Annotated in this window: 17 protein-coding genes; 6 read left to right on the forward strand and 11 right to left on the reverse strand. The window is 47.4% G+C overall.

Translation table 11 applies throughout. The features are described from left to right. Positions 1 to 36 precede the first annotated feature (36 nt). The 8 genes from ccoN to ACG2E4_RS00820 form a co-directional block, all read right to left on the reverse strand. Entirely contained in the window at positions 37 to 2,238 is a 2,202-nt protein-coding gene (gene ccoN, locus ACG2E4_RS00785) for a cytochrome-c oxidase, cbb3-type subunit I (RefSeq protein WP_395275417.1), read from the reverse strand. Further along, positions 2,238 to 2,426, reverse strand: coding sequence for a cbb3-type cytochrome oxidase assembly protein CcoS (ccoS, locus tag ACG2E4_RS00790; RefSeq protein WP_395260704.1), 189 nt, complete (start codon positions 2,424 to 2,426; stop codon positions 2,238 to 2,240). Before ccoS ends, ccoN begins: the two co-directional genes overlap by 1 nt. Then, positions 2,417 to 4,870 carry a heavy metal translocating P-type ATPase gene (locus tag ACG2E4_RS00795; protein ID WP_395275418.1) on the reverse strand — a complete coding sequence of 818 codons (2,454 nt, stop codon included), beginning with the start codon at positions 4,868 to 4,870 and terminating at the stop codon, positions 2,417 to 2,419. Before ACG2E4_RS00795 ends, ccoS begins: the two co-directional genes overlap by 10 nt. Before the next feature lie 24 nt (positions 4,871 to 4,894). Next, on the reverse strand, positions 4,895 to 5,344 hold the full coding sequence (locus ACG2E4_RS00800) for an RrF2 family transcriptional regulator (RefSeq protein WP_395260700.1): 450 nt from the start codon (positions 5,342 to 5,344) through the stop codon (positions 4,895 to 4,897). A 534-nt stretch (positions 5,345 to 5,878) separates the two neighbouring features. Beyond that, complete coding sequence (locus tag ACG2E4_RS00805) at positions 5,879 to 6,397, reverse strand: helix-turn-helix domain-containing protein (protein ID WP_395275419.1); 519 nt, start codon at positions 6,395 to 6,397, stop codon at positions 5,879 to 5,881. Between the two features lie 195 nt (positions 6,398 to 6,592). Then, complete coding sequence (locus ACG2E4_RS00810; protein ID WP_395275420.1) at positions 6,593 to 7,579, reverse strand: sigma-54 interaction domain-containing protein; 987 nt, start codon at positions 7,577 to 7,579, stop codon at positions 6,593 to 6,595. A 161-nt stretch (positions 7,580 to 7,740) separates the two neighbouring features. Then, on the reverse strand, positions 7,741 to 8,100 hold the full coding sequence (locus ACG2E4_RS00815; protein ID WP_395275421.1) for a hypothetical protein: 360 nt from the start codon (positions 8,098 to 8,100) through the stop codon (positions 7,741 to 7,743). Then, positions 8,100 to 8,450, reverse strand: a complete 351-nt coding sequence (locus ACG2E4_RS00820) for a cupin domain-containing protein (RefSeq protein WP_395260694.1) — start codon at positions 8,448 to 8,450, stop codon at positions 8,100 to 8,102. The genes ACG2E4_RS00815 and ACG2E4_RS00820 overlap by 1 nt, the downstream gene beginning before the upstream one ends. Before the next feature lie 342 nt (positions 8,451 to 8,792). On the opposite strand from ACG2E4_RS00820, the gene ACG2E4_RS00825 reads away from it, so the two are divergent. The 3 genes from ACG2E4_RS00825 to ACG2E4_RS00835 all read left to right on the forward strand — a co-directional run bounded on the left by ACG2E4_RS00825 (position 8,793) and on the right by ACG2E4_RS00835 (position 11,679). Then, positions 8,793 to 9,902, forward strand: coding sequence for a fatty acid desaturase family protein (locus ACG2E4_RS00825; protein WP_395275422.1), 1,110 nt, complete (start codon positions 8,793 to 8,795; stop codon positions 9,900 to 9,902). A gap of 206 nt (positions 9,903 to 10,108) precedes the next feature. Beyond that, positions 10,109 to 10,231 (forward strand): hypothetical protein, encoded by a 123-nt coding sequence (locus ACG2E4_RS00830; RefSeq protein ID WP_395275423.1) that lies wholly within the window; start codon positions 10,109 to 10,111, stop codon positions 10,229 to 10,231. Between the two features lie 188 nt (positions 10,232 to 10,419). Continuing rightward, positions 10,420 to 11,679, forward strand: a complete 1,260-nt coding sequence (locus ACG2E4_RS00835) for a sensor histidine kinase (RefSeq protein ID WP_395275425.1) — start codon at positions 10,420 to 10,422, stop codon at positions 11,677 to 11,679. A gap of 337 nt (positions 11,680 to 12,016) precedes the next feature. Here ACG2E4_RS00835 and ACG2E4_RS00840 read toward each other — a convergent pair whose 3' ends face one another. After that, positions 12,017 to 12,577 (reverse strand): helix-turn-helix domain-containing protein, encoded by a 561-nt coding sequence (locus ACG2E4_RS00840; RefSeq protein WP_395260676.1) that lies wholly within the window; start codon positions 12,575 to 12,577, stop codon positions 12,017 to 12,019. 829 nt (positions 12,578 to 13,406) lie between these two features. Continuing rightward, positions 13,407 to 14,042, reverse strand: a complete 636-nt coding sequence (locus ACG2E4_RS00845; protein WP_395260674.1) for a response regulator — start codon at positions 14,040 to 14,042, stop codon at positions 13,407 to 13,409. Between the two features lie 293 nt (positions 14,043 to 14,335). On the opposite strand from ACG2E4_RS00845, the gene ACG2E4_RS00850 reads away from it, so the two are divergent. From ACG2E4_RS00850 to ACG2E4_RS00860, 3 genes are all read left to right on the forward strand, one after another. Further along, the gene (locus ACG2E4_RS00850; RefSeq protein ID WP_395275426.1) at positions 14,336 to 18,103 is read left to right on the forward strand and encodes a chemotaxis protein CheB; all 3,768 of its coding nucleotides are present in this window, start codon (positions 14,336 to 14,338) and stop codon (positions 18,101 to 18,103) included. 470 nt (positions 18,104 to 18,573) lie between these two features. Next, positions 18,574 to 19,227 carry a DUF2959 family protein gene (locus ACG2E4_RS00855; protein WP_395275427.1) on the forward strand — a complete coding sequence of 218 codons (654 nt, stop codon included), beginning with the start codon at positions 18,574 to 18,576 and terminating at the stop codon, positions 19,225 to 19,227. Between the two features lie 290 nt (positions 19,228 to 19,517). Next, on the forward strand, positions 19,518 to 19,676 hold the full coding sequence (locus ACG2E4_RS00860; protein WP_395260670.1) for a YqaE/Pmp3 family membrane protein: 159 nt from the start codon (positions 19,518 to 19,520) through the stop codon (positions 19,674 to 19,676). Positions 19,677 to 19,918: 242 nt separating this feature from the next. On the opposite strand, the gene ACG2E4_RS00865 is transcribed toward ACG2E4_RS00860, so the two are convergent. Continuing rightward, positions 19,919 to 20,074, reverse strand: a complete 156-nt coding sequence (locus tag ACG2E4_RS00865; RefSeq protein ID WP_395260668.1) for a lmo0937 family membrane protein — start codon at positions 20,072 to 20,074, stop codon at positions 19,919 to 19,921. Positions 20,075 to 20,465 lie beyond the last annotated feature (391 nt).

The raw sequence follows: 20,465 nt of genomic DNA on the forward strand, positions 1-20,465 counted from the left end.
CATCTGGATTATTGCCGGGCCTTTATCCCGCATTGGCTACTCGCTTTCCGGTCGTTGTTCCAGTTCGGCGGTTCCGATCACCTTGCTGGACGGGAGTCCCTCAAACGGGTTGTTATCGCCCTTGATATCGACTCCCAGCCGCTGCAGGTAGGCGATCATCGCGATTATCTGCTTGTCGGACGTGATCTCAATGCCGTCCACCTCCTTGAACCCGGCCTGGTGCAGTTCCTGGGTAATCTCTTCTGCCTGGGCCTTCATATCAGCCAGGGCCTGCTCCTCATATCCCTCGGCATAGGGAACGCCCACCGACCTGAGAGCTGAAATCCGGTTGCCGATCGACTCCATATCCATTTGCTGGGAAAACATCCAGGGATACGCAGGCATAATGGAGCCCGGGGAAGTGGATTCAGGATCGTACATGTGCCGCAAGTGCCAGGAATCAGGATATTTCCCCCCGACCCGGTGCAGATCGGGACCGGTGCGCTTGGAGCCCCACAGGAAGGGATGATCATAGACAAATTCACCCGCCTTGGAGTACTCGCCATACCGCTCCGTTTCGGAACGGAACGGGCGGATCATCTGCGAGTGACAGTTGTTGCAGCCCTCGGCGATGTAGATATCGCGGCCCTCCACCTCAAGCGGCGTATACGGTTTTACGCTGGAGATAGTCGGCACATTGGAATCGATCAGGGCAGTCGGGACATACTCCACAATGCCCCCGATCAGGATTACGACCAATGTCAGCGCGGTAAGCTGAATCGGGCGACTTTCCAGGCGCCGGTGCCAGGTTTCTTTGGCGTTGGCCGAAGGATCGGCAATGGGCTGGGCCTCGTCCTCTTCGGCGGCGACAAACTGTCCGGAAGCGGCGGTTTTCCACAGATTATACACCGAGATGATGGCACCGGTAATAAAGAGTGTACCCCCGACCGCACGCAAGGCGTACATCGGGATGATTTGCTGAACCGTCTCCAGGAAATTGGGATACTGCAACACGCCTTCCGCGGTGAACTCTTTCCACATCAGGCTTTGGGTGATGCCGCCCCAGTACATCGGGATGACGTAGAAGATCGCCCCAAGCGTGGCGAACCAGAAGTGAACGTTGGCCAGCTTCGTGGAATAGAGGTCGGTCTCATAAATCCTGGGCGTAATATAGTAGAGCATCGCAAAGGTCAGTCCGCCGTTCCAGAGCAGGGCGCCCAGGTGTACGTGACCGATAATATAGTCGCTGTAGTGTGCCACGGCGTTCACGTTTCCGATAGAGAGCATCGGGCCCTCAAAGGTGGCCATCCCGTAGGCGGTCACTCCAACCACGAGAAATTTCAGCACCGGGTCTTCCCGAACGCGATCCCACGCCCCCCGCAGTGTTAACAATCCATTCAACATGCCACCCCAGGATGGCGCGATAAGCATGAGGCTAAAGACGGTTCCGAGCGCCTGCGCCCATCCCGGCAGCGCCGTGTAGAGCAGGTGGTGCGGACCCGCCCAGATGTAGATAAAGATCAGTGACCAGAAGTGCACAATCGACAGCCGGTAGGAAAAGATCGGTCGGTTGGCCGCTTTCGGGATAAAGTAGTACATGATGCCGAGGAACGGCGTCGTCAGGAAGAAGGCCACCGCGTTGTGCCCGTACCACCACTGCACCAGCGCATCCTGCACTCCTGCGTACACCGGGTAGCTTTTCAGGAGGGTGGCGGGGATCTCAATAGAGTTCACCACGTGCAGCACCGCCACCGTCACAAACGTGGCGATATAAAACCAGATCGCGACATACAGGTGCTTTTCGCGACGCTTCCAGATCGTCATCAGCATGTTGATGCCGAATATGACCCATATAACAGTGATGGCAATATCGATCGGCCACTCCAGCTCGGCGTACTCCTTGCTGGTATTAAAGCCCATCGGCAGGGTTATTACCGCGGATAGAATGATCGCCTGCCATCCCCAGAAGTTGATTTTACTGAGCAGGTTGCTCCACATCGGGGCCTTGCAGAGCCGGGGAAGCGAGTAATACACACCGTAAAAAATGGCGTTACCCGCAAACGCAAAGATTACCGCGTTGGTGTGGAGCGGTCGGAGTCGCCCGTAGGAGAGTTCCGGGATCAGGCCCAGAAAACCCGGCCAGATCAGCTTCAGGGCTACCGTCAGGCCGACCAGGAACCCGATGATTCCCCAGAAGATGGTGGCTATCCCGAACTTCCGGACGATCTCGTTATCATACTTAAATGTTTCTACAGCCATTAATCTTGATCTTGTTTATGGGTTGATGATTGTTTTTTATTGGATTTCGTTGTGTTGTCAAAAAGAATCCTTATCGACGGGGTGTGGGGGTCGTCAAACTGCCCGGAGCGCACGGCCCAGAAAAATAGTCCCAGGAAAATCAGGGCCACCAGCAGGCTGAATCCTATGAGCATAAAAATTACTTCCATGTGGCCAGCCCCATATTTTTTGCCGTTAAAATGGTTGTCACGCTCGTAAATACCATGATGCTGATGGAGCTCAGCGGCATCAGGACCGCCGCCACCAGGGGTGAGAGGTGCCCTGTTACGGCAAAACTGAGTCCCACAACATTGTAGATCAGCGACAGACCAAAGCTCCAGAGAATGATGCGAATACTCTTCTGTGCAAAATGGATGAAGCGATCCATCGAAGAGATCGCATCCCCATCCAGGATGGCATCACAGGCCGGGGTAAAAGAACTGAGATTGTCGGTCAGCGCGATCCCGAAGTTGCTCTGCTGAAGGGCACCGGCGTCGTTCAGACCATCGCCGATCATCAGGATGTTCCTGTCTTCGTTCTGCAGATTTTTGATAAAATCGAGTTTTTCCTGTGGCTTCCGGTTGAACAGCAGAGAATTGTTACTGAAATAAGTCTCAAGCTCCGCTTTCTGCCGGTCGTTATCGCCGGAGACCAGGAAGAGGCCGAAACGCTTCCTGAGATCATCAAGCAGCGTGGCAACGCCCGTACGATAATGGCTTCTCATTTCGAACCAGCCTTTCCACTCCCCGTCAATGGCTACATGGACCCGGGAGGCGTATTTGGCAGATCGATCCTGATTCATCATGCCCAAACCGGTTTCTTCGGCTACAAATTCTGCAGATCCGATAACCAGCTTTTTCCCATCCACGGTGGCTTTAAGGCCCTTGTTAATAACTTCCTCAAACTCATTAACCACTTTGAGCGGCATCGACTCCAGCCAGCCCACGATTTTACGGCTCAGCGGGTGTACCGACTGCTTGCAGACCGATTTGACCATCCGGTATTCCTCTTCGGTCAGCTTACCGCCATCAAACGAAACATCGGCCTGGTCAGATTTTGTCAAGGTTCCTGTTTTATCGAATACTACATCCGTAATTTTGGATAGATTTTCTATGACCTCTATGCCCTTGATGTAGAGCCCGTTGCGGGAAAAGATATTGAGTGCGGAACCCAGCGTAAACGGGGTAGAGAGCGCAAGCGCACAGGGGCAGGCGATGATCAGCACGGCCGTGAACACGTTAATGCCCTGACCGGCCCCCTCCGGCAGCCACATCAGTCCGGCCACCATGGCAATAGTTAGCACTGAAAGCGTAAAATGGGGACTGATGCGATCGGCCAGCGAGCTCACATTACCTCTTGTCGAAGCCGAATCAAATGCAGCGTCATTCCATAGTTTGGTCAGGTAGCTGTTGGAAACCTCACTGGTGGCGGTCATCAGCGCAGATTTGCCCACGATGCGTCCGCCGGCATAGATGGTCTCGCCCTGTTCAATTTTAACTGGTTCCGATTCGCCGGTGATAAAACTGTAATCCACAAAGCACTGCTCAGAAAGCAGAGTGGCATCGGCCGGAACAAGCTCCTGGTTGCGGATCAGCATGCGAACACCTTCGCCAATTTTGTGGATGGAGGTGGAGCGTTCTATCCCGTTCTGACCCAGGATGGTCACTGAAAGCGGCAGGTATGATTTGTAATCTCGATCGAACGCCAGCCGCTCATAGGTTTTTTTCTGGATCATGCGCCCGATCAGAAGGAAGAAAACAAGGCCGGTAAAAGAGTCCATGTATCCCGTACCGATACCGGTCATGATTTCATATACGCTGCGGCCAAACAGCGCCAGGATCCCGATGGAGATCGGTACATCCAGGTTGATACCGCCCTGCCGCAACGCCGCCCAGGCCGACTTCAGGTAGTCGCTGCTGCTGAAAAGCAATACGGGCAGACCGAGGGCAATGTTCAGAATCCCAAAAAAGACAGTGAAGTAACCGTGACTGTCCAGGTCGGTGGCGCTACCGGCCAGGTAATCCGGGAAACTGAACAGCATGATGTTGCCAAATGCAAAACCGGCCACACCCATCTTGAGCCACAGCCGCCGATCGGGGGTGGACCGTTTCTTATTTTCAACCTGGTCCAGCCGAAACTCCGGTTCATATCCGATGGAGTGGAGCAGCTCTGAAATAGTGCGCAGGCTGGTCTGCTGATGATTAAAGGTGAGGCTCAGTTCCCGTTTCAGGAAGTTGACACTGCTCTGAGTTATGCCATTATCCAGCTTGTAGATATTTTCCAGCAGCCATACGCAGGATGTGCAGTGAATGCCCGGGATATAAAGACGAACCGAGGTTTTTGCGCCATCCCGGAAGTCAACAATTTCGTCCAACAGTGCCTCATCTTCCAGGTACTCAAACCGCCCGGACCGTTGTTTCCCGTTCAGCGAGATGCCCGGCTGCTCCTGCAGGCAGTAGTAGGTTTCCATCTCGTTTTCATCCAGAATCTGGTACACCATCTTGCAGCCTTCGCAACAGAACGACTTTTCATCAACGGCAACCGCATCAGATCCACAGGCCTCCCCACAGTGGTAACACGCTGTCGATCTGTCTGTCAGTAGCTGTTGCTGCATTCGATGCTTCCGCTGGTTCTTTATTTAATCGTTGTTAAACTGGAACCTCAGGTCGAACCACGCCTGCGACATCGACTGCTCGCAGTCGGCAAACGTGGTATTGGCAAGCCAGTCCTGGATTTTATCTCGCTCTTCTGACCAAAAATTGTGAAACGGGCAGGGTTCAATGGTACCGCACCCCTCGATACCGAGGAAGCAGTGCTCAAAAAAGTCCATCCCGTCAATCGCCTTTATCACGTCGATTAACGGTATCTCTTCGGGATCGCGGACCAGATACACCCCACCGTTCAGTCCGCGCCGGGATTTGAGTATGCCGGCAGGCTTTAGTTTGGACAGCACCTGCGAGAGATAGGCCGGCGGACAGTTCAGCGGTTCTGCCAGTGCGGCAGCTGAAACCGTTGTACCCGGTGATTGTTTAGCCAGCGTAATAATTGCTGAAATGGCGTACTGAGCGCCCTGAGAGATCAACTTCAATGCTCAAGAATGATTTAAATCCTTTAAAACCGATAATCGAATATGATTATCCGATTTTACGGTTCTCGCTGTTTAGACTCAATATGAATTAAAGGTATTTTACTCCTTTATCTATTTTTAGCCCTAAGGAACGACAGGCACTCCAAGCAAGCGGGACGTGCCCAAAGCTCCCCCGTACATTCTTATTTGGGGGGGGAGACCTTTACAGAATCTGCTTTTGGTTGGGAGGGGGTTGTAACACCGACCTCATTGACCTTGTAAACGGGAGTTAAACTCCCTCAGAACGAGGAAAGGAGGGGTTTACAAAATCCTCATTTACTTCAATGGCCATCAATGAACCAGAAGATTTTGCAATACCGTTGGCGCGTTATGTGCAGTTAAAAGTAGAGAATGGGATGTTCTTCGAATTAGGTTTGACTAACTGCTTGAATAGATTAGAAGAGTATAGCTTGCTATAAAAACCCTAGCGGATTACCTCTCAACAGACTCAAGTTTTTTTACCTATAACTATCATCCACCCGATGAGCAATCGATTTATATTTGGTGCGAAATACTTGTGCGTTTTCTCTTTAGTTTTTGAAAATAGGTGGGATGCAGCCCGGTGAACTTTTTGAATTGAGCGATTAAGTAGTGTTCGTTTTTGTACCGAAGCTTTTGCGATATTTCCGCCAGGGACAGGTCCTCATACAGCAGAAGCTCTTTAACCCGTTCAATTTTTTGTAGCAGGATAAACTGCATAATTGATATCCCCTTTACATCCGAAAATATTTTCAGTAACGATTCCCTTTCCGATCCCAGGCTTTTACCAATGATATCCTCAAAATTGAGGTTGGGCAATTCATCGGAATAATGGATCACTTCTATGACGGTGTTTATGATGCGATCGATAAGCATACTGTTACTTTGGTCAAGCAGCTCCAGGCCCGATTGCATCAAATTCCTGTTGAGCTCCTCAAGTTGGGTCTGTGTCGTTTCTTCAAGAAACTCTATGGCGCCATGGGGAGAAATTGAGTATCTGAGGCTCGCTTTGCCAAGCTCCTCCTTAAGTATCATTTTGCACCTCAAACTCACCATATATTTCACATACCGCCGGGTAGATACCATGATCAACAATTCATTTTTTCGGTTTTATTCATTTACGCCCATCGTCAAAAAGAGCAATACCAGAGTCGTGGAAACACTGAAAACCTTTATTAAAAATGCTCAAATATTTAATTGGGTCAAAATGCGGTACCATAAAGCCCGCAGTTACGCTTCATTATTATGTTTGTCCAGGTGATTCCGAAGTGTTTTCCTGGTAAACCCCAATATTTTGGCTGCTTCGGTCTTGTTATTATCAACGGAATCAAGCGTTTGGTTAATTACTTCTTGTTCAACCTGTTTCAACGAGGACCCAAATTTTATTTGAATAATTTTATCAGCCAACGAATGGTAATTCACAGGATGTATGCTGCCATTTTTACATATCTGCATGGGAAGGTTTTCACGATCGATAATATCCCCTTCGGACAATATCACGCATCGCTCAACGGCGTTTTTCAATTCACGAACATTCCCGGGCCAGCTATGTTTCATCAGCGATTCTATGCAGTCATCAGAAAATTTCCTGGGCTCTTTCCCATAAAGGTTGAGAAAATGATCTTTATAATACCGAGTCAATAGTCGAATATCCTCCTTGCGTTCGCGCAGCGGGGGCACGTGGAGCTCGATAACATTGAGCCGGTAGAACAGGTCTTCCCGGAAGTCGCCCGATTTAACCTGTTCAGACAGTATTTTGTTGGTGGCAGAAATCAGGGAAATATCCACTTGAATATCTTCTTTTCCTCCCAGCCTGCGAAATGTACCGAGCTCAACCACCCGCAATAGTTTGGCCTGTATAGATTTGGGCATCTCTCCGATTTCATCCAGGAACAAGGTTCCGCCATCGGCTTGCTCAAAACAGCCTGTTCTCTGTTCATGAGCGCCGGTAAACGCGCCCTTTTCATGGCCGAAAAACGTGCTCTCCGCCAGGTCTGCGGGTATAGCCCCACAATTTATCGTAACCATCGGTTTATCTCTGCGTGGCCCGTAATAATGAAACAGGCGGGCCATCACCTCCTTGCCCGTACCATTTTCCCCGGTAATCAGTACAGCGGGGCACCCTGTTTGGGCAACTTGTCTAACTTTGGTAACCAAATCTTTCATATCCTTGTTTCGAGTCAGGCATACCGGTTTCTCAGTTGCGTTCCGTGCCATATTATTTACACTCCGTTAATTGCGCTTAAACCATTTCCGTGATATAAAAAAGAAGGCAGGATCTCACTAGGCCTGCCTTCCTGATTGAAGACAGTCCTCGCAAACTGCCTTCGCTCTCTCTTATTCCTTTCATATTCTTAATTTCCAAACCTGATATTGCACTATCCTTTCCATCCGAGTGCCATAAGGCGCTGTTCAAGACCTGTCAACGTCAGGCTATTTCCGGTAATGTAATTCTGCAGGTTTGCCGTTCTCAAGTCTTCATTACATAAATTGTTCGCTTTTATTTTACAATAAGCATTAAACAGTACATTCATTTCAAGCATCTCTTTCTCATTCAAATAATAGTGCCTGGCTTTTTCCAACAGGAGACTAACCGATTGGGGCCTGACCACCAGTTGGTGGAAGTCATCCATAAAGTCGTTGTAATCCGACATGATGTTAGAACCTTTATCAGGATCAGTTTGCTTGATCCTTGCAAGAGTTTGTTCCAGTTTTTTTAATCTGAGCTCCAAATCCATCAGCTTACCTCCTCATATCCGCTTTTGATTGTCGTGGATATCATTTTAAACCGGTCATTCGCCTTGAACGAATTGCGGGCGTGGGCCGGTACAATAATCGATTCCCCGGTTTCCAGGAGTGTTGATTTTCCATCGATTATAACCTCCGCATTCCCGTCAATAATCTGTATAAACTTATCGAACGGGGAGGTCTTCTCCTCCAGTTTCTCTCCGGTATCAAAAGAGACGGCATTAATATTCCCCGTCGCCTTCTTTATAATCGTTTTAATCACCACCGAATCGGGGACGTATTCGATGATTTCGACAATAATCATCGCTTTTGACTTTTCAAGCTCGAACGATTCTTTCATTTGATAACGATTACTTTGAAGGTTTACCGGGTGGTAAAAGATCGGATCATTATTTACTCATTCTGTACCATTCTCATTTTTCTGTGTTCTTTCTGTGTATAGAAGAATATTCAGAAATTATGGGTAGAGTGCGTTACACACTTGCAAGAGGAATCTTACATAAATTACAGGTTTTCACCTTTCGCTTACTCATACCCCGATCATCATTGCAAAATGTGATGACGGGGGGTAGCCTCTGCCGGGCGGGTGTAAAATCTGCAACAAAAACCAAAACGTATGTAATAGCCTACAGGCAATTTTTTGGCATCTTTAATGCGATATCGCATTAAAGGACCAAACAAGATGTCTGCCGTCAAAAAAGTAACATTCAACAACAGCACCAGCCGGGAATTCAGTAACACTGTAAAACAGCGGGTCAATCAATATTTTGAAGAGCATGACCTCTCAAAACATGCCAACCTGCAGATGGTCCTGAAAACCATCGTGTTGCTGACCCTGTACTTCGGCTCGTATGCCCTGATCATATCGGGACAGCTTTCCCTTACGGCGATGTGGTTTTTAACATTTGTGATGGGCGTCGGGATGGCCGGAATCGGCTTCTCGGTATCGCACGATGCCCTGCACGGGGCCTACTCTTCCAACAAGTATGTCAACCGCGCCCTGGGATACACCTTTGACCTGATGGGAGCCAACGGGTACATCTGGAAAATCACCCACAACATTATCCACCACACCTACACCAACATTCACGGGCATGATGAAGACCTGGAGGTGGCCGGGTTTATCAGGCTCTCCCCGCACTCTGAATACAAGCCGATCCATCGCGTGCAGCATATCCTGGCCTTTTTTGCCTACAGCCTGGCCACCTTCTTCTGGGTCTTCGTTAAGGATTACAAGCATTTTCTGAAAGACAATATCGGCCCGTACGAAAACAAAACTCATCCCACAAGCGAATGGATCATCCTGTTTGTGACCAAGGGCATCTATTACAGCTACATGCTGGTGCTGCCGATGCTGGTGCTCGATATTACCTGGGTGCACCTGTTGATAGGATTTGCAACGCTCCATCTTACGGCCGGCCTGATACTGGGTATCATCTTTCAGCTTGCCCACGTGGTGGAGGGGACCGACCACCCGGTGCCCGATGAAGAGAACATGATTGACGAGCACTGGATGATACACGAGATGGTGACTACCAATAATTTTGCGCGGGACAACAAGGCGTTGTGCTGGTTTGTCGGCGGATTGAATTTTCAGATAGAGCATCACCTGTTCCCGGGAATATGCAGCGTGCACTACCCGGCCATCAGTCATATTGTGGAAAAGACGGCCGATGAATTTGGTATTCCCTACAATCAGCATGACACCTTCCTCGAAGCAGTGGCGTCACATTATCGCACGCTCAAAAAATTCGGGGATCCGGACTTCACCTATTCTGAAGCTCACATGTGAGAGATCTGCAGAGAGCTTTGGTCATCGTTTGGAGGGAGTTGTACTCCCGCTAACGAGCATGTAAGGTCGGTGGTACAACCACCTCCCAACAAATTAGCTCGCATGTGAGATATCTGTAATCTTTTTATGGGTTTATGTAACTATAAATTAACACCGACAGGGTACATTAAAACTGAATCAGATAATGCTAACAAATGGGCTTGAACATGGATAAACATAATAAAGACCGAAAGAAAAAATCTTCCTCCCCCAAAAAATATTATCCCAAGGGGAGCAAAGACAACGATTCGAAACAGCCGGAAAAGAAAGCTGAAAAGAAGCAGGCTTAACCTTTAAGAATCCCCTTTAGGTCGAATCTCTGTTTTATCCGGAGGTTCGACTTTTACACCGAGGGGCATGCAAAACCCTCAAAAAAGAAACACTCACTTATCCTCACTGTTGATCTGAGATATACATTTGGATAAAGCGTCAAAATGATTTCCGGATATCAGAATCGCCAAACAAACTGCATGATGTAATGAATGATAATGAGCCGGCCCGACCCCAACAATCTGTCTCTCGTGCTATCGAAGGGAATAAACAGTACCTTAACCTACAGCCATACGTAACGTTGGCTCAGCACATCATGGATGCACCGGTTTGTGAAATCCACATCATGGATGCTCATTACCAGCGCACGGTAGCACACAATATAGATAAAGCCGTCTATAAAGATATCATCAACTACAATGCAATAAGGCAAAACGGAACCGTTTATGAAGTGGAGGATCTCGCTAATGACAGGCGCTATAAAGATCACGCTTACGTGAAGAACCCTCCCTTTTTTCAATATTTCTGCAGCGCTAACCTCACTGCTAAAAACGGCAGGGATATCGGCTGTATCTACGTGCTGGATACCAAACCAAAATCTGTTTCAACCAACCAGAAGAAACAGCTCCGACACCTTGCCCGGTTAGCCGTGAACGTCATTGAATATGAAAACAGATACAGAGAGATGGCTTCGAAATTAGAGGTGCTGAGTGATAGCCTTCATAAACTTAACCATGATGTGCGCACCCCCATCAGCGGCATTATGGGGATCTCCGACCTGTTGATCGAAAAGAAAGATTACATTGAATTCCCTGCCCGGGAACTTACGATGATAAAAGAATCTGCCGAAACAATCCTCAATATTATCGATGGAGTTTTAGAAGCTTCGATCATCGATGACTACGTACAAGAAGAGCAGGGAAAAAAGCGATTCGGTATTATTGTTGAACAGTTACAACACCTGTTCGATCCTCCGTCGAAAGCAAAGGGGATCTCTCTGGCGTTTGACAGCCACGTAAACACCGGGCTCAAAGTGTCTCAATCTTTTGCTCTTAAACTGCTGCAGATCACCAGCAACCTTCTTTCTAATGCGATAAAATTTACTCCACAAAACGGTGCTATTGACGTTACGATAACCCGGGACAGCGATAACAATAACAATATCCTGCATATCACCGTTGTGGATAATGGACAAGGTATGACCGCCGATCAGATCGCAGCGTTTAATAATGGTGATGCGGTTGCAAGATCGGCCGGCACCAATGGAGAGCAGAGTTTTGGGGTAGGCCTTGAACATGTCAAGCAGGTGGTCGCCCAGGCAGGAGGAACCATCTCTGTACAGGCTGGAGAAAACAACGGAACACAGTTCTTCGTCTCGTTACCCGTACCGGTCGATAACTTTGGCAAATTGCTGTCATCGTTATCTTTGCATAAGGAAACTAAACCCTCGGGTAATGGAGTAAAGTAAACTTACGAAAAGAGATCTTTGCAAAACCTGTTATTCCCAGGGTATTTAGGGCATCCTCAACAGATGCTACCTCACGATGTACCAGCAACGTGCTAGGCTAAAAGGGGCCATAACCGAGATGTCCCTTTAGGCTTGATCTTTATCCAGAAAGAACCAAAAAACCAAGGCGGTAAAAACGGGATGGTATTTTTTGTAACCCGTCCCTCGCCAGAGAGAAATTCTTCCAGTTTGGTGTTATAACTTGTTAATACGAACTCCTCTCCGTCGTTCGAAATTCGTTATTCGCGATTTTACATCCTTAATCCCCCATTCCCCTCCGCTCAAAGCGTTTCCTATATCACAGGTCTTCGAGATTCTTTTCCCGTTTCTCTTTCAGCTCTTTGAAATAGGTGGGCGTGAGGCCGGTAACCTTTTTAAACTGGTTGGACAGGTGGGCCACGCTGCTGTAGTGCAGTTTATAGGCTATTTCGGTCAGGGTCAGCTCATCATACAACAGCAGCTCTTTTGCCCGTTCAATTTTGTGCATAATAATATACTGCTGTATGGTGGTCCCCTTTACCTCTGAGAAGGTGTTGGAGAGATAAGTGTAATCGTAGCCCAGCTTTTCGCTGATATAATCGGAATCATTTACTTTCGGAACTTCATCCTCGTAGTGGATCATTTCCACGATCACGCTTTTTATTTTTTCAACCAGGATATTCTTTTTATCGTCAAGCAGTTCCAGGCCGGCTTTTTTCAGGTTCTCCGCAAATGTTTCCAGCTGCTCATCGGTAATGTCATCCTGAATCTCGACCACGCCAAGGTCAACCGATACGCAGTCAATGCCAAGCTTTTTTAATTCCTCCTTGACCACCATTTTGCAACGCAGGCTTACCATATACTTAATATATAGCTTCATACTGTGCCATTCTTAAACCGTGAACAAGCAAAATTTAAAAAAGATGATTCAAGCAGAGGTTACCCACATTCATTTTGTGGTTCTTCATTCCAACACCGGTATCCTCCCAGTATCCAGTTAAAACGACCGGTCTTTAAGTGGTGGGCACCGGCAAAGGCTCCTTTTCATGACCGAGAAGCTCACTCTCCACCCCGTCAACAGGTATGGCCTCCGAAAGGGGGAACTGCCACAGGATTATACTGGCTGTGAACGGTAATAACGGAACAGCCGGGCCGCCACTTCCTGGTGAATAATCCGTGCTTTGAAATACTGCTGTTTTGATCTCCCTGCCCCCCCTGTGTTTGCAAGTGGGGATGATGTGGAAGTATTTCAAAGTCCTCTCCCAATCGAAGCGGAGGGTTCTATTCTCGTTTTTTTTTCATTTTCTATGTACACCTTCATTAAAGAATCGTACTTCGTGACGAGATTTCGGACCATTTTTTAGTTGAGGTAGTGAAAAGTTAACAAGAAGGATTCCAGGGCCTGATACTCCCCGCATTCTCGGTTATTCGGGTAATCCCGAGTTTTGCCTTTTCTCTCTTGTCATCTATTCAAAACTTCTGCCATAAAAATATTAGAAATTTGTAAATAGATTCCCTGTAGTACGTTTTGCTATTTTCTTGTACCAATTATTGCTATAAAAAGTCCAGCGGACTCCTGGCGTGCCAAGGTTTTTCGTATTGACTCATGCACAGAGAGGAGGACAGTGTCGCTATATCCAGTTCCAACGAGGAGTATTAGAATGGGATACCAGACCAGGGCAGAAATGGCAAGGCGTTATTACACGGCTCTATTCGATCAAATTGTGTTCGATGGCGTACCTGGTCATTTCCACATTTGAGCTTAGGTTCATCTTGTCTTTGATGCGAGACCGATACGTATGGATCGTTTGAGGGCTCAGTGAAAGTTCCTCGGCGATAGCTGTCACCTTCATGCCCCTGGCAATCATGCAAAGAACCTGGAACTCCCGGTCTGACAACTCCTCGTGCATCAGATTGTCCTTGCCAATATCTATTTGTGAGGCAAGCTGCTCGGCTACTTCCGGGGTTATGTATCTCCGTTTTTCAGTAGTGATTTTTCGGATCGCCTTAATCAACTCGTCGGAAATACTTGTCTTGGTCAAATAGCCGTACGCTCCTGCTTTTAAGGCCCGGATGGCAAACCGCTCTTCCGAATGGATACTCAAAATAAGGACCGGAAGTTGAGGATATAGTTTATTGATATGCTTTAGCAGATCGAGTCCACTTTTGCCGGGCATCGTTATATCCAACACTAAAATATTAGGGGTTTTCTCTTCGAGTATATCCAGCAGCTCATCCCCGTCTTCCGCCTCACCGACCACTGTCAAATCGGTTTTGCTGTCGACTACTTTTTTTATTCCCTCTCGAATAAGGGGATGGTCATCGGCGATTACTACCTTAACCATATTTCACATTCCTGTATAGCTTATTCCTAAACTTCCCGAGGGCTTTGCAAAACCCCTCAATTCCTCGTTCTGAGGGAGTTGTACTCCCGTTTAAAAGGGCTATAAGGTCGGTGGTACAACCACCTCCCAACCAAATAGCAGGTTCTGCAAAGGTCCCTCCCCGGGTATTTTATTAATATATTAAGAGATAAGAATATAGTATAAAGAAGAAAGAAAATTTATGATATTTTGTTTTTCCGAGGAGAAGAACATGACAACATTTTCATTTCGCCTTAAAAAATGAGATCAATTTTATGGCAGTACATGCAAAAAATGAACAGCAGGATAACAGCCAGGATTTCCTGGTAGTCGGGCTGGGCGCTTCAGCCGGCGGACTGGAAGCCCTGGAAGCTTTTTTTGAAGCGATGCCGGATGCTCCGGGCATGGCGTTTGTCGTCATTATTCATCTCTCTCCCGATCATGAGAGCAGCATGGCCGAGCTGCTGCAGGACCACACCTCGCTGCAGGTATCACAAATTACCGAAGAAACACAGATAGCGCCCAACCATGTGTATATCATTCCGCCGGGCAAGCTCTTGTCCGTAGAAGACCGGCACCTGGTGTTGGCTGATGCTGACAAGAAGGATAAAAGACTTACCACGATTGATCTTTTTTTCCGCTCGCTCGGCAAAGCCAGGGGTAATTATTCCGCCTGTGTCATTTTATCGGGAACCGGCAGCGACGGGACCATTGGCCTTAAAACCATCAAGGAACACGGGGGTATTGTACTCACCCAGAACCCTGAAGAGGCAGGGTACGACGGGATGCCCTACAACGCCATGCAGACGGGCATGGTGGATATGACCCTGCCTGTCAACGAAATTCCCGCAAAGCTGAAGGAGTACCAGGAAAGTCTCAGGCAGATTAACATTTCCGATTCCGGGGAGCTTCCGGAACGCGAGACAAAGGTGCTCAGCAAGATCTTTGGAAAGATAAATGTTGCATTGGGTCATGATTTCACCCAGTACAAGCGATCTTCGGTCCTTCGCAGAATTGAACGCCGTATGCGGGTCACCCGAATAACTTCGCTTTCCGACTACCTGGAGTATATCACTGAGCACCCGCCCGAAATTAAAGAGCTGTTCAAGGATCTGCTAATCAGCGTAACCAATTTTTTCCGCGACCCCGAGGCCTTTGATAAACTTCAGGAAACAGTTATCCCCAAGCTTTTTGAGGGCAAGAATGCAACAGACAGCGTGCGCGTTTGGGTGCCGGGGTGTGCTACGGGAGAAGAGGCCTATTCCCTTGCCATATTACTGCATGAACATGCCCAAACGCTCAGCAGTCCGCCGCAAATTCAGATCTTTGCAACCGACATCGATCAGGAAGCACTGGATATTGCCCGCAAGGGGTGTTATCCCGAATCTATGGCTGCTGACATTACAACAGAACGATTACACCGGTATTTCAAAAAGGAAGGAGCTGAATATTGTGTCAGACAAAATATAAGCGGCATGATACTGTTTGCTGTTCACAACCTGCTTAAGGACCCGCCCTTCTCCAAGCTTGACCTTGTCAGCTGTCGCAACCTGTTGATCTACCTGAACCGTGATTTACAATCGGAGGTGTTCAACCTGTTCCATTACGCCTTAAAACCGGAGCAGTGGCTGTTTCTGGGCATGTCTGATTCTATTCTGGAAGCCACCGACCTGTTTAACTCCATTGACAAAAAATACCAGATTTTTCAACAAAGCACGGTTTCAAAATCCCAGGTGCGGCTGCCGCGGTACCCGCTTTCCAGGCAAAGTGATCGCCGCCCTGCCTATCACCGCCGTAACGAGGTGTATAGCAAAAGGCAAAGTAATATCGAGGAGCTCCATCATCGCCTGCTATTCAACCAATATGAACCGGCCAGCGTCATTATCAATAACAATAATGAGGTTCTGCACTCTACATCTGACATTGACCGGTTCCTGAAATATTCGGGCGGAGAGCCCAGCCAAAAGATCCTGGATTTGGTCATCCCGGATCTACGAAAAGTGCTCAGCCGCTTGCTGTTCCAGGCGAAACAAGATGCGGCCGCATCCACATCCAAAAAAATAACTCTCAATATCGAGGGGGGCTTCCGTCATTACAAGATTATTGTTCGGAAGATAACCGAACCGAATTTTCCTGAAGGATTGCTGCATGTCATCTTTATGGAAGATCCCGATCAAGCGAGCAGCCATCCACAACCAGTTGAACAAATTGAGTCGGTAACCGCGGAGGAATCTGATATTATTTCTGCGCTGGAAAAGGAGCTGGAGCATACCAAAGAACAGCTTCACGTCACGATCGAGGAATATGAAACCTCCAATGAAGAGCTCCAGGCTTCCAACGAGGAGCTGCAGTCGATGAATGAAGAGCTGAGATCTACGACTGAACAGCTTGAAACCAGCAAAGAGGAACTGCAATCGGTTAATGAGGAACTCAAGAGCGTAAATACCGAACTCGAGCATAAAATTGAAAAACTAAACGAGGCGAACAGCAACCTCAAAAACCTGATGGAGGCCACCGATATTGCTACGCTCTTTATTGACAGCAATAACTGCGTGCAGTTTTTCACCTCGTCGGCTACCAATCTTTTTAACCTGATCTCCTCTGATACGGGTCGCCCCTTTAACCATGTGACCCATCAGCTCGACTACGATTCGATACCGGCTGATATCGGCGAGGTAACAGAGAGCCTGCAGCCCGTCAAAAAGATCGTGCCGGATGATCAAGGAAATCAATATATCATGCGCGTGCGACCTTATCGCACCATAAATGACAAAATTGACGGGGTGGTGCTTACCCTTGTGGACATCACATCGCTAAAAAAAGCGGAAGAACAGCTTACAGAGCGGGCACGGAGGCAGGAAATCATCTCAGAACTGGGCCTGTTTGCACTACAGGAAGATGATCTGCAGAAAATTATTGAAAAGGCGATAGATGACATTTGTGATATTACCGGTATCGATTATGGTTTCGTGTTCGAACGTGATCAGCATAAAGATTTATTAAGGCTGATCAGCACTAATTTGAAAAAGGGTACGCCAGGCGAGGCAACCATCGGGCTGGATACCGATTGGGATGTCGGCTATGCCATAATCCGGTCAGAACCATTGATTACGGAAGACTTCCGGGAAGAACAACGATATAGCATACTACCATTGCTTGAGGAATATGAGGTTACTTCCGGCATACATGTTAATATCGGGGGAAGAGAGGAAGACTTCGGAGTTTTATGTCTCTATACCAAAACATTATACCAGTTTTCAACGCACGACATTAGTTTTATTAAAATTATCGCAAACATTATCGGTTCCGCTATTGAACGAAAACGTGATGCTCAAGAGCTTCTTACAACCAATGATCGACTTCAAAAAGAGGTTGAACGAAGTACCGAACTCCAAAAACAGATCTTGAGTAACAGCCTGGCAGAACGCTGGGAACTGGGGGGATACCTCCATGATGATCTGGCCCAGATCTTGGCATATATAAAGATGACCGTCAAAAATCTCAAGGATAAGCTGTCGGGCACGAGTCAGGCTAATGCTTCTTCTATGCTCGATGAGATCAATTCTCTTATAAATCTCCAAATTGATAATATCCGGAATCTAAGTCATGACATCATCCCCATTGATGTAGAAGAAGAAGGGGCATCCCATGCGTTTACCCTTCTCATCCGGCGGTCCCAGAAAATCCACAACGTAAAATGTTCCCTGGAAGCTGATGATATATTGGACAAAATCAACAACAGGGAGTTATCCTCCAGCTTATACCATATTACCCAGGAAGCGATCAAGAACGCTGCCACTCATGGAGAGGCGAGTCGAATTTTGGTAGCCATTAGCCAACAAAAAGACCAGTTGATATTGGAAATCAAGGATGATGGCAGGGGATTTTCACCCGAGGAAACAGACAGCAAGGGAATGGGACTCCGGATTATCGGCCACCGGGTTGACTTGCTGGGAGGGACGTTTGCCATTGACCGGCTGCCGGACTCGGAGGATTTCACTACGTGTGTGAGATGTACATTTCCGTTCAAGTCTGTTACATGAGGCTTTGTAAACTCTCCCTGTTCGGTCACGGGCTCCTAATGACCAACCAATTCCACCGATAATCAGACCTCTACTTTACAAGCGGGCTGTATCCTGGCAAAGTCCCTGTACCGAGATGGAGCACAACGGGCAGTGTACTCCATCAGTATACATTTACAATATTCAGGATTCCTCAAAAAATCATAGCCGTCTTTTCCCGTGACAGAGGTGCGTTTTGGGAAGTAGTTCCAACGCCCGCCTTTTCCCGGAACCAGTGATATATGTAAGCCTTTTGTGATACGGTATAACACTTTTCAGACCTGGAATAGCGACCTTCTATTACAGTGGGAAATACATCAACTCACCGTTCGGAGGGAGTTGCACTCCCGTTTAAAGACCAATACGGTCGGTAGTACAACTACCTCCCAACAAAACAGTAGGTTCTACAAAGGCCTCTTACAGTAAAAAGACCAATAAATGGGAGCATAATTATGACCCCTACCAGGCATATAAATCGTGTTCTTCTGTCCGCAATTATTGCTGGCTTCGTTATGACAGCCGGTTGCCAGTCGACAGGAATGGAGCGCTCCGATGAAACCCGGATCTCCCTGCAAACCATGGACGACGATATAACGTCGGCGATACGACAGCTGGATGCCACCGGGGCGGCGCTGGGTGAGATCCTCAGGCCCGGCCAACCCGACCTGAAGAAGGCGCTGGAAGCTTTTTCGGATAACGCCGCTAAAATAGTTGCTACCGAGACCAAGTTTGCCCGTCATGCGGACGAACTAACCGAACACGGCACCGATTATTTCGAGGAATGGCAACAGGAGGGCACTGAATATAATAATCCGAAAATACAGCAGCTGAGTGACCGGCGCCGGTCAATACTGGGGGGCGTTTACGGGCGAATTTCTGCACAGAGTACCAGGATTAAAGACTCCTTTAAAACGTATGCGTCTGATATAACGGAAATCAAGGTGTTTCTCTCCAACGATCTATCAGCCAATGGCGTGACCGCCATCGCCCCGATCGCGCGCCGGGTTATCAGCGAAGGAGACAGCCTTAAACAGGCTATGCAGAATGTCCAAAGCATCATTCAGAGTGCACGCAACGAAATGGCGCAAAGTGGAAGCGGCCTGTAATTTCGTTGGCACGACCATTAGCGGACTTTCTTTGGCTCTGATTGTTTTCCAAGTCGTGCAAGTGACATGGATAAAAATATAAGCAGAACAGTAGAGCGTAGCAGTTATGAAATCAAAAGCGACTTGTTTCACGTTACGCTCAGACATGAAAAAGAGATCGACTTTTATTCAAAACAATACCTATTGGCCTTTGAAATATTACTGTTTTAACCTTCCCAAATTCCTTCTGCATGTACAAGAGGGGATTATGAAGCGATATTTCAACAACCTCAAATAATCAAGGTAAAAACATGGATATCCTGAAAATTATTTTTGCAATTATTCTTCCTCCTGTCGGAGTTTTTTTAGAAGTTGGATTAACAGGTGCTTTTTGGATAAATGTGATACTAACCATACTTGGCTACATTCCCGGAATTATTCATGCTATATGGATTATTGCCAAACATTAATATCCGGGATTTTATGGTGAGTGTTGCGATTCATTTTTTCCTCACCGAAAAAACGAACACTCCATTCCGGGATTATCGGTTGTACTGGGATATCAGAATGGCAATGGAAGAGATTTTTTGAAAAAACAGAAATATCACCGCCTCCCATTTTATGATATTAGGAGTGGGGTGAAATGCCTCGCCAATCCCCCATCTGGATGCAGTAGGGGGAGAGGTCGAAACAGTAGTTTTTTAGTGACTCTTTAAAACGCTTTTCGTCCTTGAATCACCTGTAATAAAACAGCTATTACGGCAATGACAAGCAATACGTGAATCAGGCCACCCGCGCTGTATCCAATAAATCCAACCAGCCAGCCAATGATTAAAATTACGGCAATAATATAGAGTAGATTTCCCATGGTCGTTTTATTTAAAAGATTGCAATCCAGCTCTCTGGATTATGTAATCTGCCTCTTATTAAAAATCGTGGCAAACAGAATCACACTCCACATAGCCTGATCGTTCTTGTAGTCGCTATTTGCGAAGACAGAGGTGGAGTGTATCTCCACCAAGAAATGTACTATCATTTAACCCGGTCAATATTACATGATCCTGAAAAAGAGTTACAAATATCACAGATCTGCCAGGCTTTTGCTTCTTTCGGTAAAACCCTTAAAACCCGTGACTTGACGTTTTGAGGGCGTTGTACTCCCGCTTGCCAACCCCCTCCCAACAAACAGAAGATCCTGCAACCCCGATAAATGAGGATTTTGTATTCTTGAGAATAGCAATATGGCGCAAAACAACAGT

It is taken from the genome of Halalkalibaculum sp. DA384 (genome assembly GCF_043951955.1).
GTDB lineage: Bacteria > Bacteroidota > Rhodothermia > Balneolales > Balneolaceae > JAMQKA01.

Coding starts and splice junctions, on each gene's coding strand:
- ACG2E4_RS00830 (WP_395275423.1), top strand. CDS start 10,109: ATGGATAAACATAATAAAGACCGAAAGAAAAAATCTTCCTCCCCCAAA.
- ACG2E4_RS00795 (WP_395275418.1), bottom strand. CDS start 4,870: ATGCAGCAACAGCTACTGACAGACAGATCGACAGCGTGTTACCACTGT.
- ACG2E4_RS00825 (WP_395275422.1), top strand. CDS start 8,793: ATGTCTGCCGTCAAAAAAGTAACATTCAACAACAGCACCAGCCGGGAA.
- ACG2E4_RS00855 (WP_395275427.1), top strand. CDS start 18,574: ATGACCCCTACCAGGCATATAAATCGTGTTCTTCTGTCCGCAATTATT.
- ACG2E4_RS00850 (WP_395275426.1), top strand. CDS start 14,336: ATGGCAGTACATGCAAAAAATGAACAGCAGGATAACAGCCAGGATTTC.
- ACG2E4_RS00865 (WP_395260668.1), bottom strand. CDS start 20,074: ATGGGAAATCTACTCTATATTATTGCCGTAATTTTAATCATTGGCTGG.
- ACG2E4_RS00810 (WP_395275420.1), bottom strand. CDS start 7,579: ATGGCACGGAACGCAACTGAGAAACCGGTATGCCTGACTCGAAACAAG.
- ACG2E4_RS00840 (WP_395260676.1), bottom strand. CDS start 12,577: ATGAAGCTATATATTAAGTATATGGTAAGCCTGCGTTGCAAAATGGTG.
- ccoS (WP_395260704.1), bottom strand. CDS start 2,426: ATGGAAGTAATTTTTATGCTCATAGGATTCAGCCTGCTGGTGGCCCTG.
- ACG2E4_RS00820 (WP_395260694.1), bottom strand. CDS start 8,450: ATGAAAGAATCGTTCGAGCTTGAAAAGTCAAAAGCGATGATTATTGTC.
- ACG2E4_RS00805 (WP_395275419.1), bottom strand. CDS start 6,397: ATGATACTTAAGGAGGAGCTTGGCAAAGCGAGCCTCAGATACTCAATT.
- ccoN (WP_395275417.1), bottom strand. CDS start 2,238: ATGGCTGTAGAAACATTTAAGTATGATAACGAGATCGTCCGGAAGTTC.
- ACG2E4_RS00845 (WP_395260674.1), bottom strand. CDS start 14,042: ATGGTTAAGGTAGTAATCGCCGATGACCATCCCCTTATTCGAGAGGGA.
- ACG2E4_RS00835 (WP_395275425.1), top strand. CDS start 10,420: ATGAATGATAATGAGCCGGCCCGACCCCAACAATCTGTCTCTCGTGCT.
- ACG2E4_RS00860 (WP_395260670.1), top strand. CDS start 19,518: ATGGATATCCTGAAAATTATTTTTGCAATTATTCTTCCTCCTGTCGGA.
- ACG2E4_RS00815 (WP_395275421.1), bottom strand. CDS start 8,100: ATGGATTTGGAGCTCAGATTAAAAAAACTGGAACAAACTCTTGCAAGG.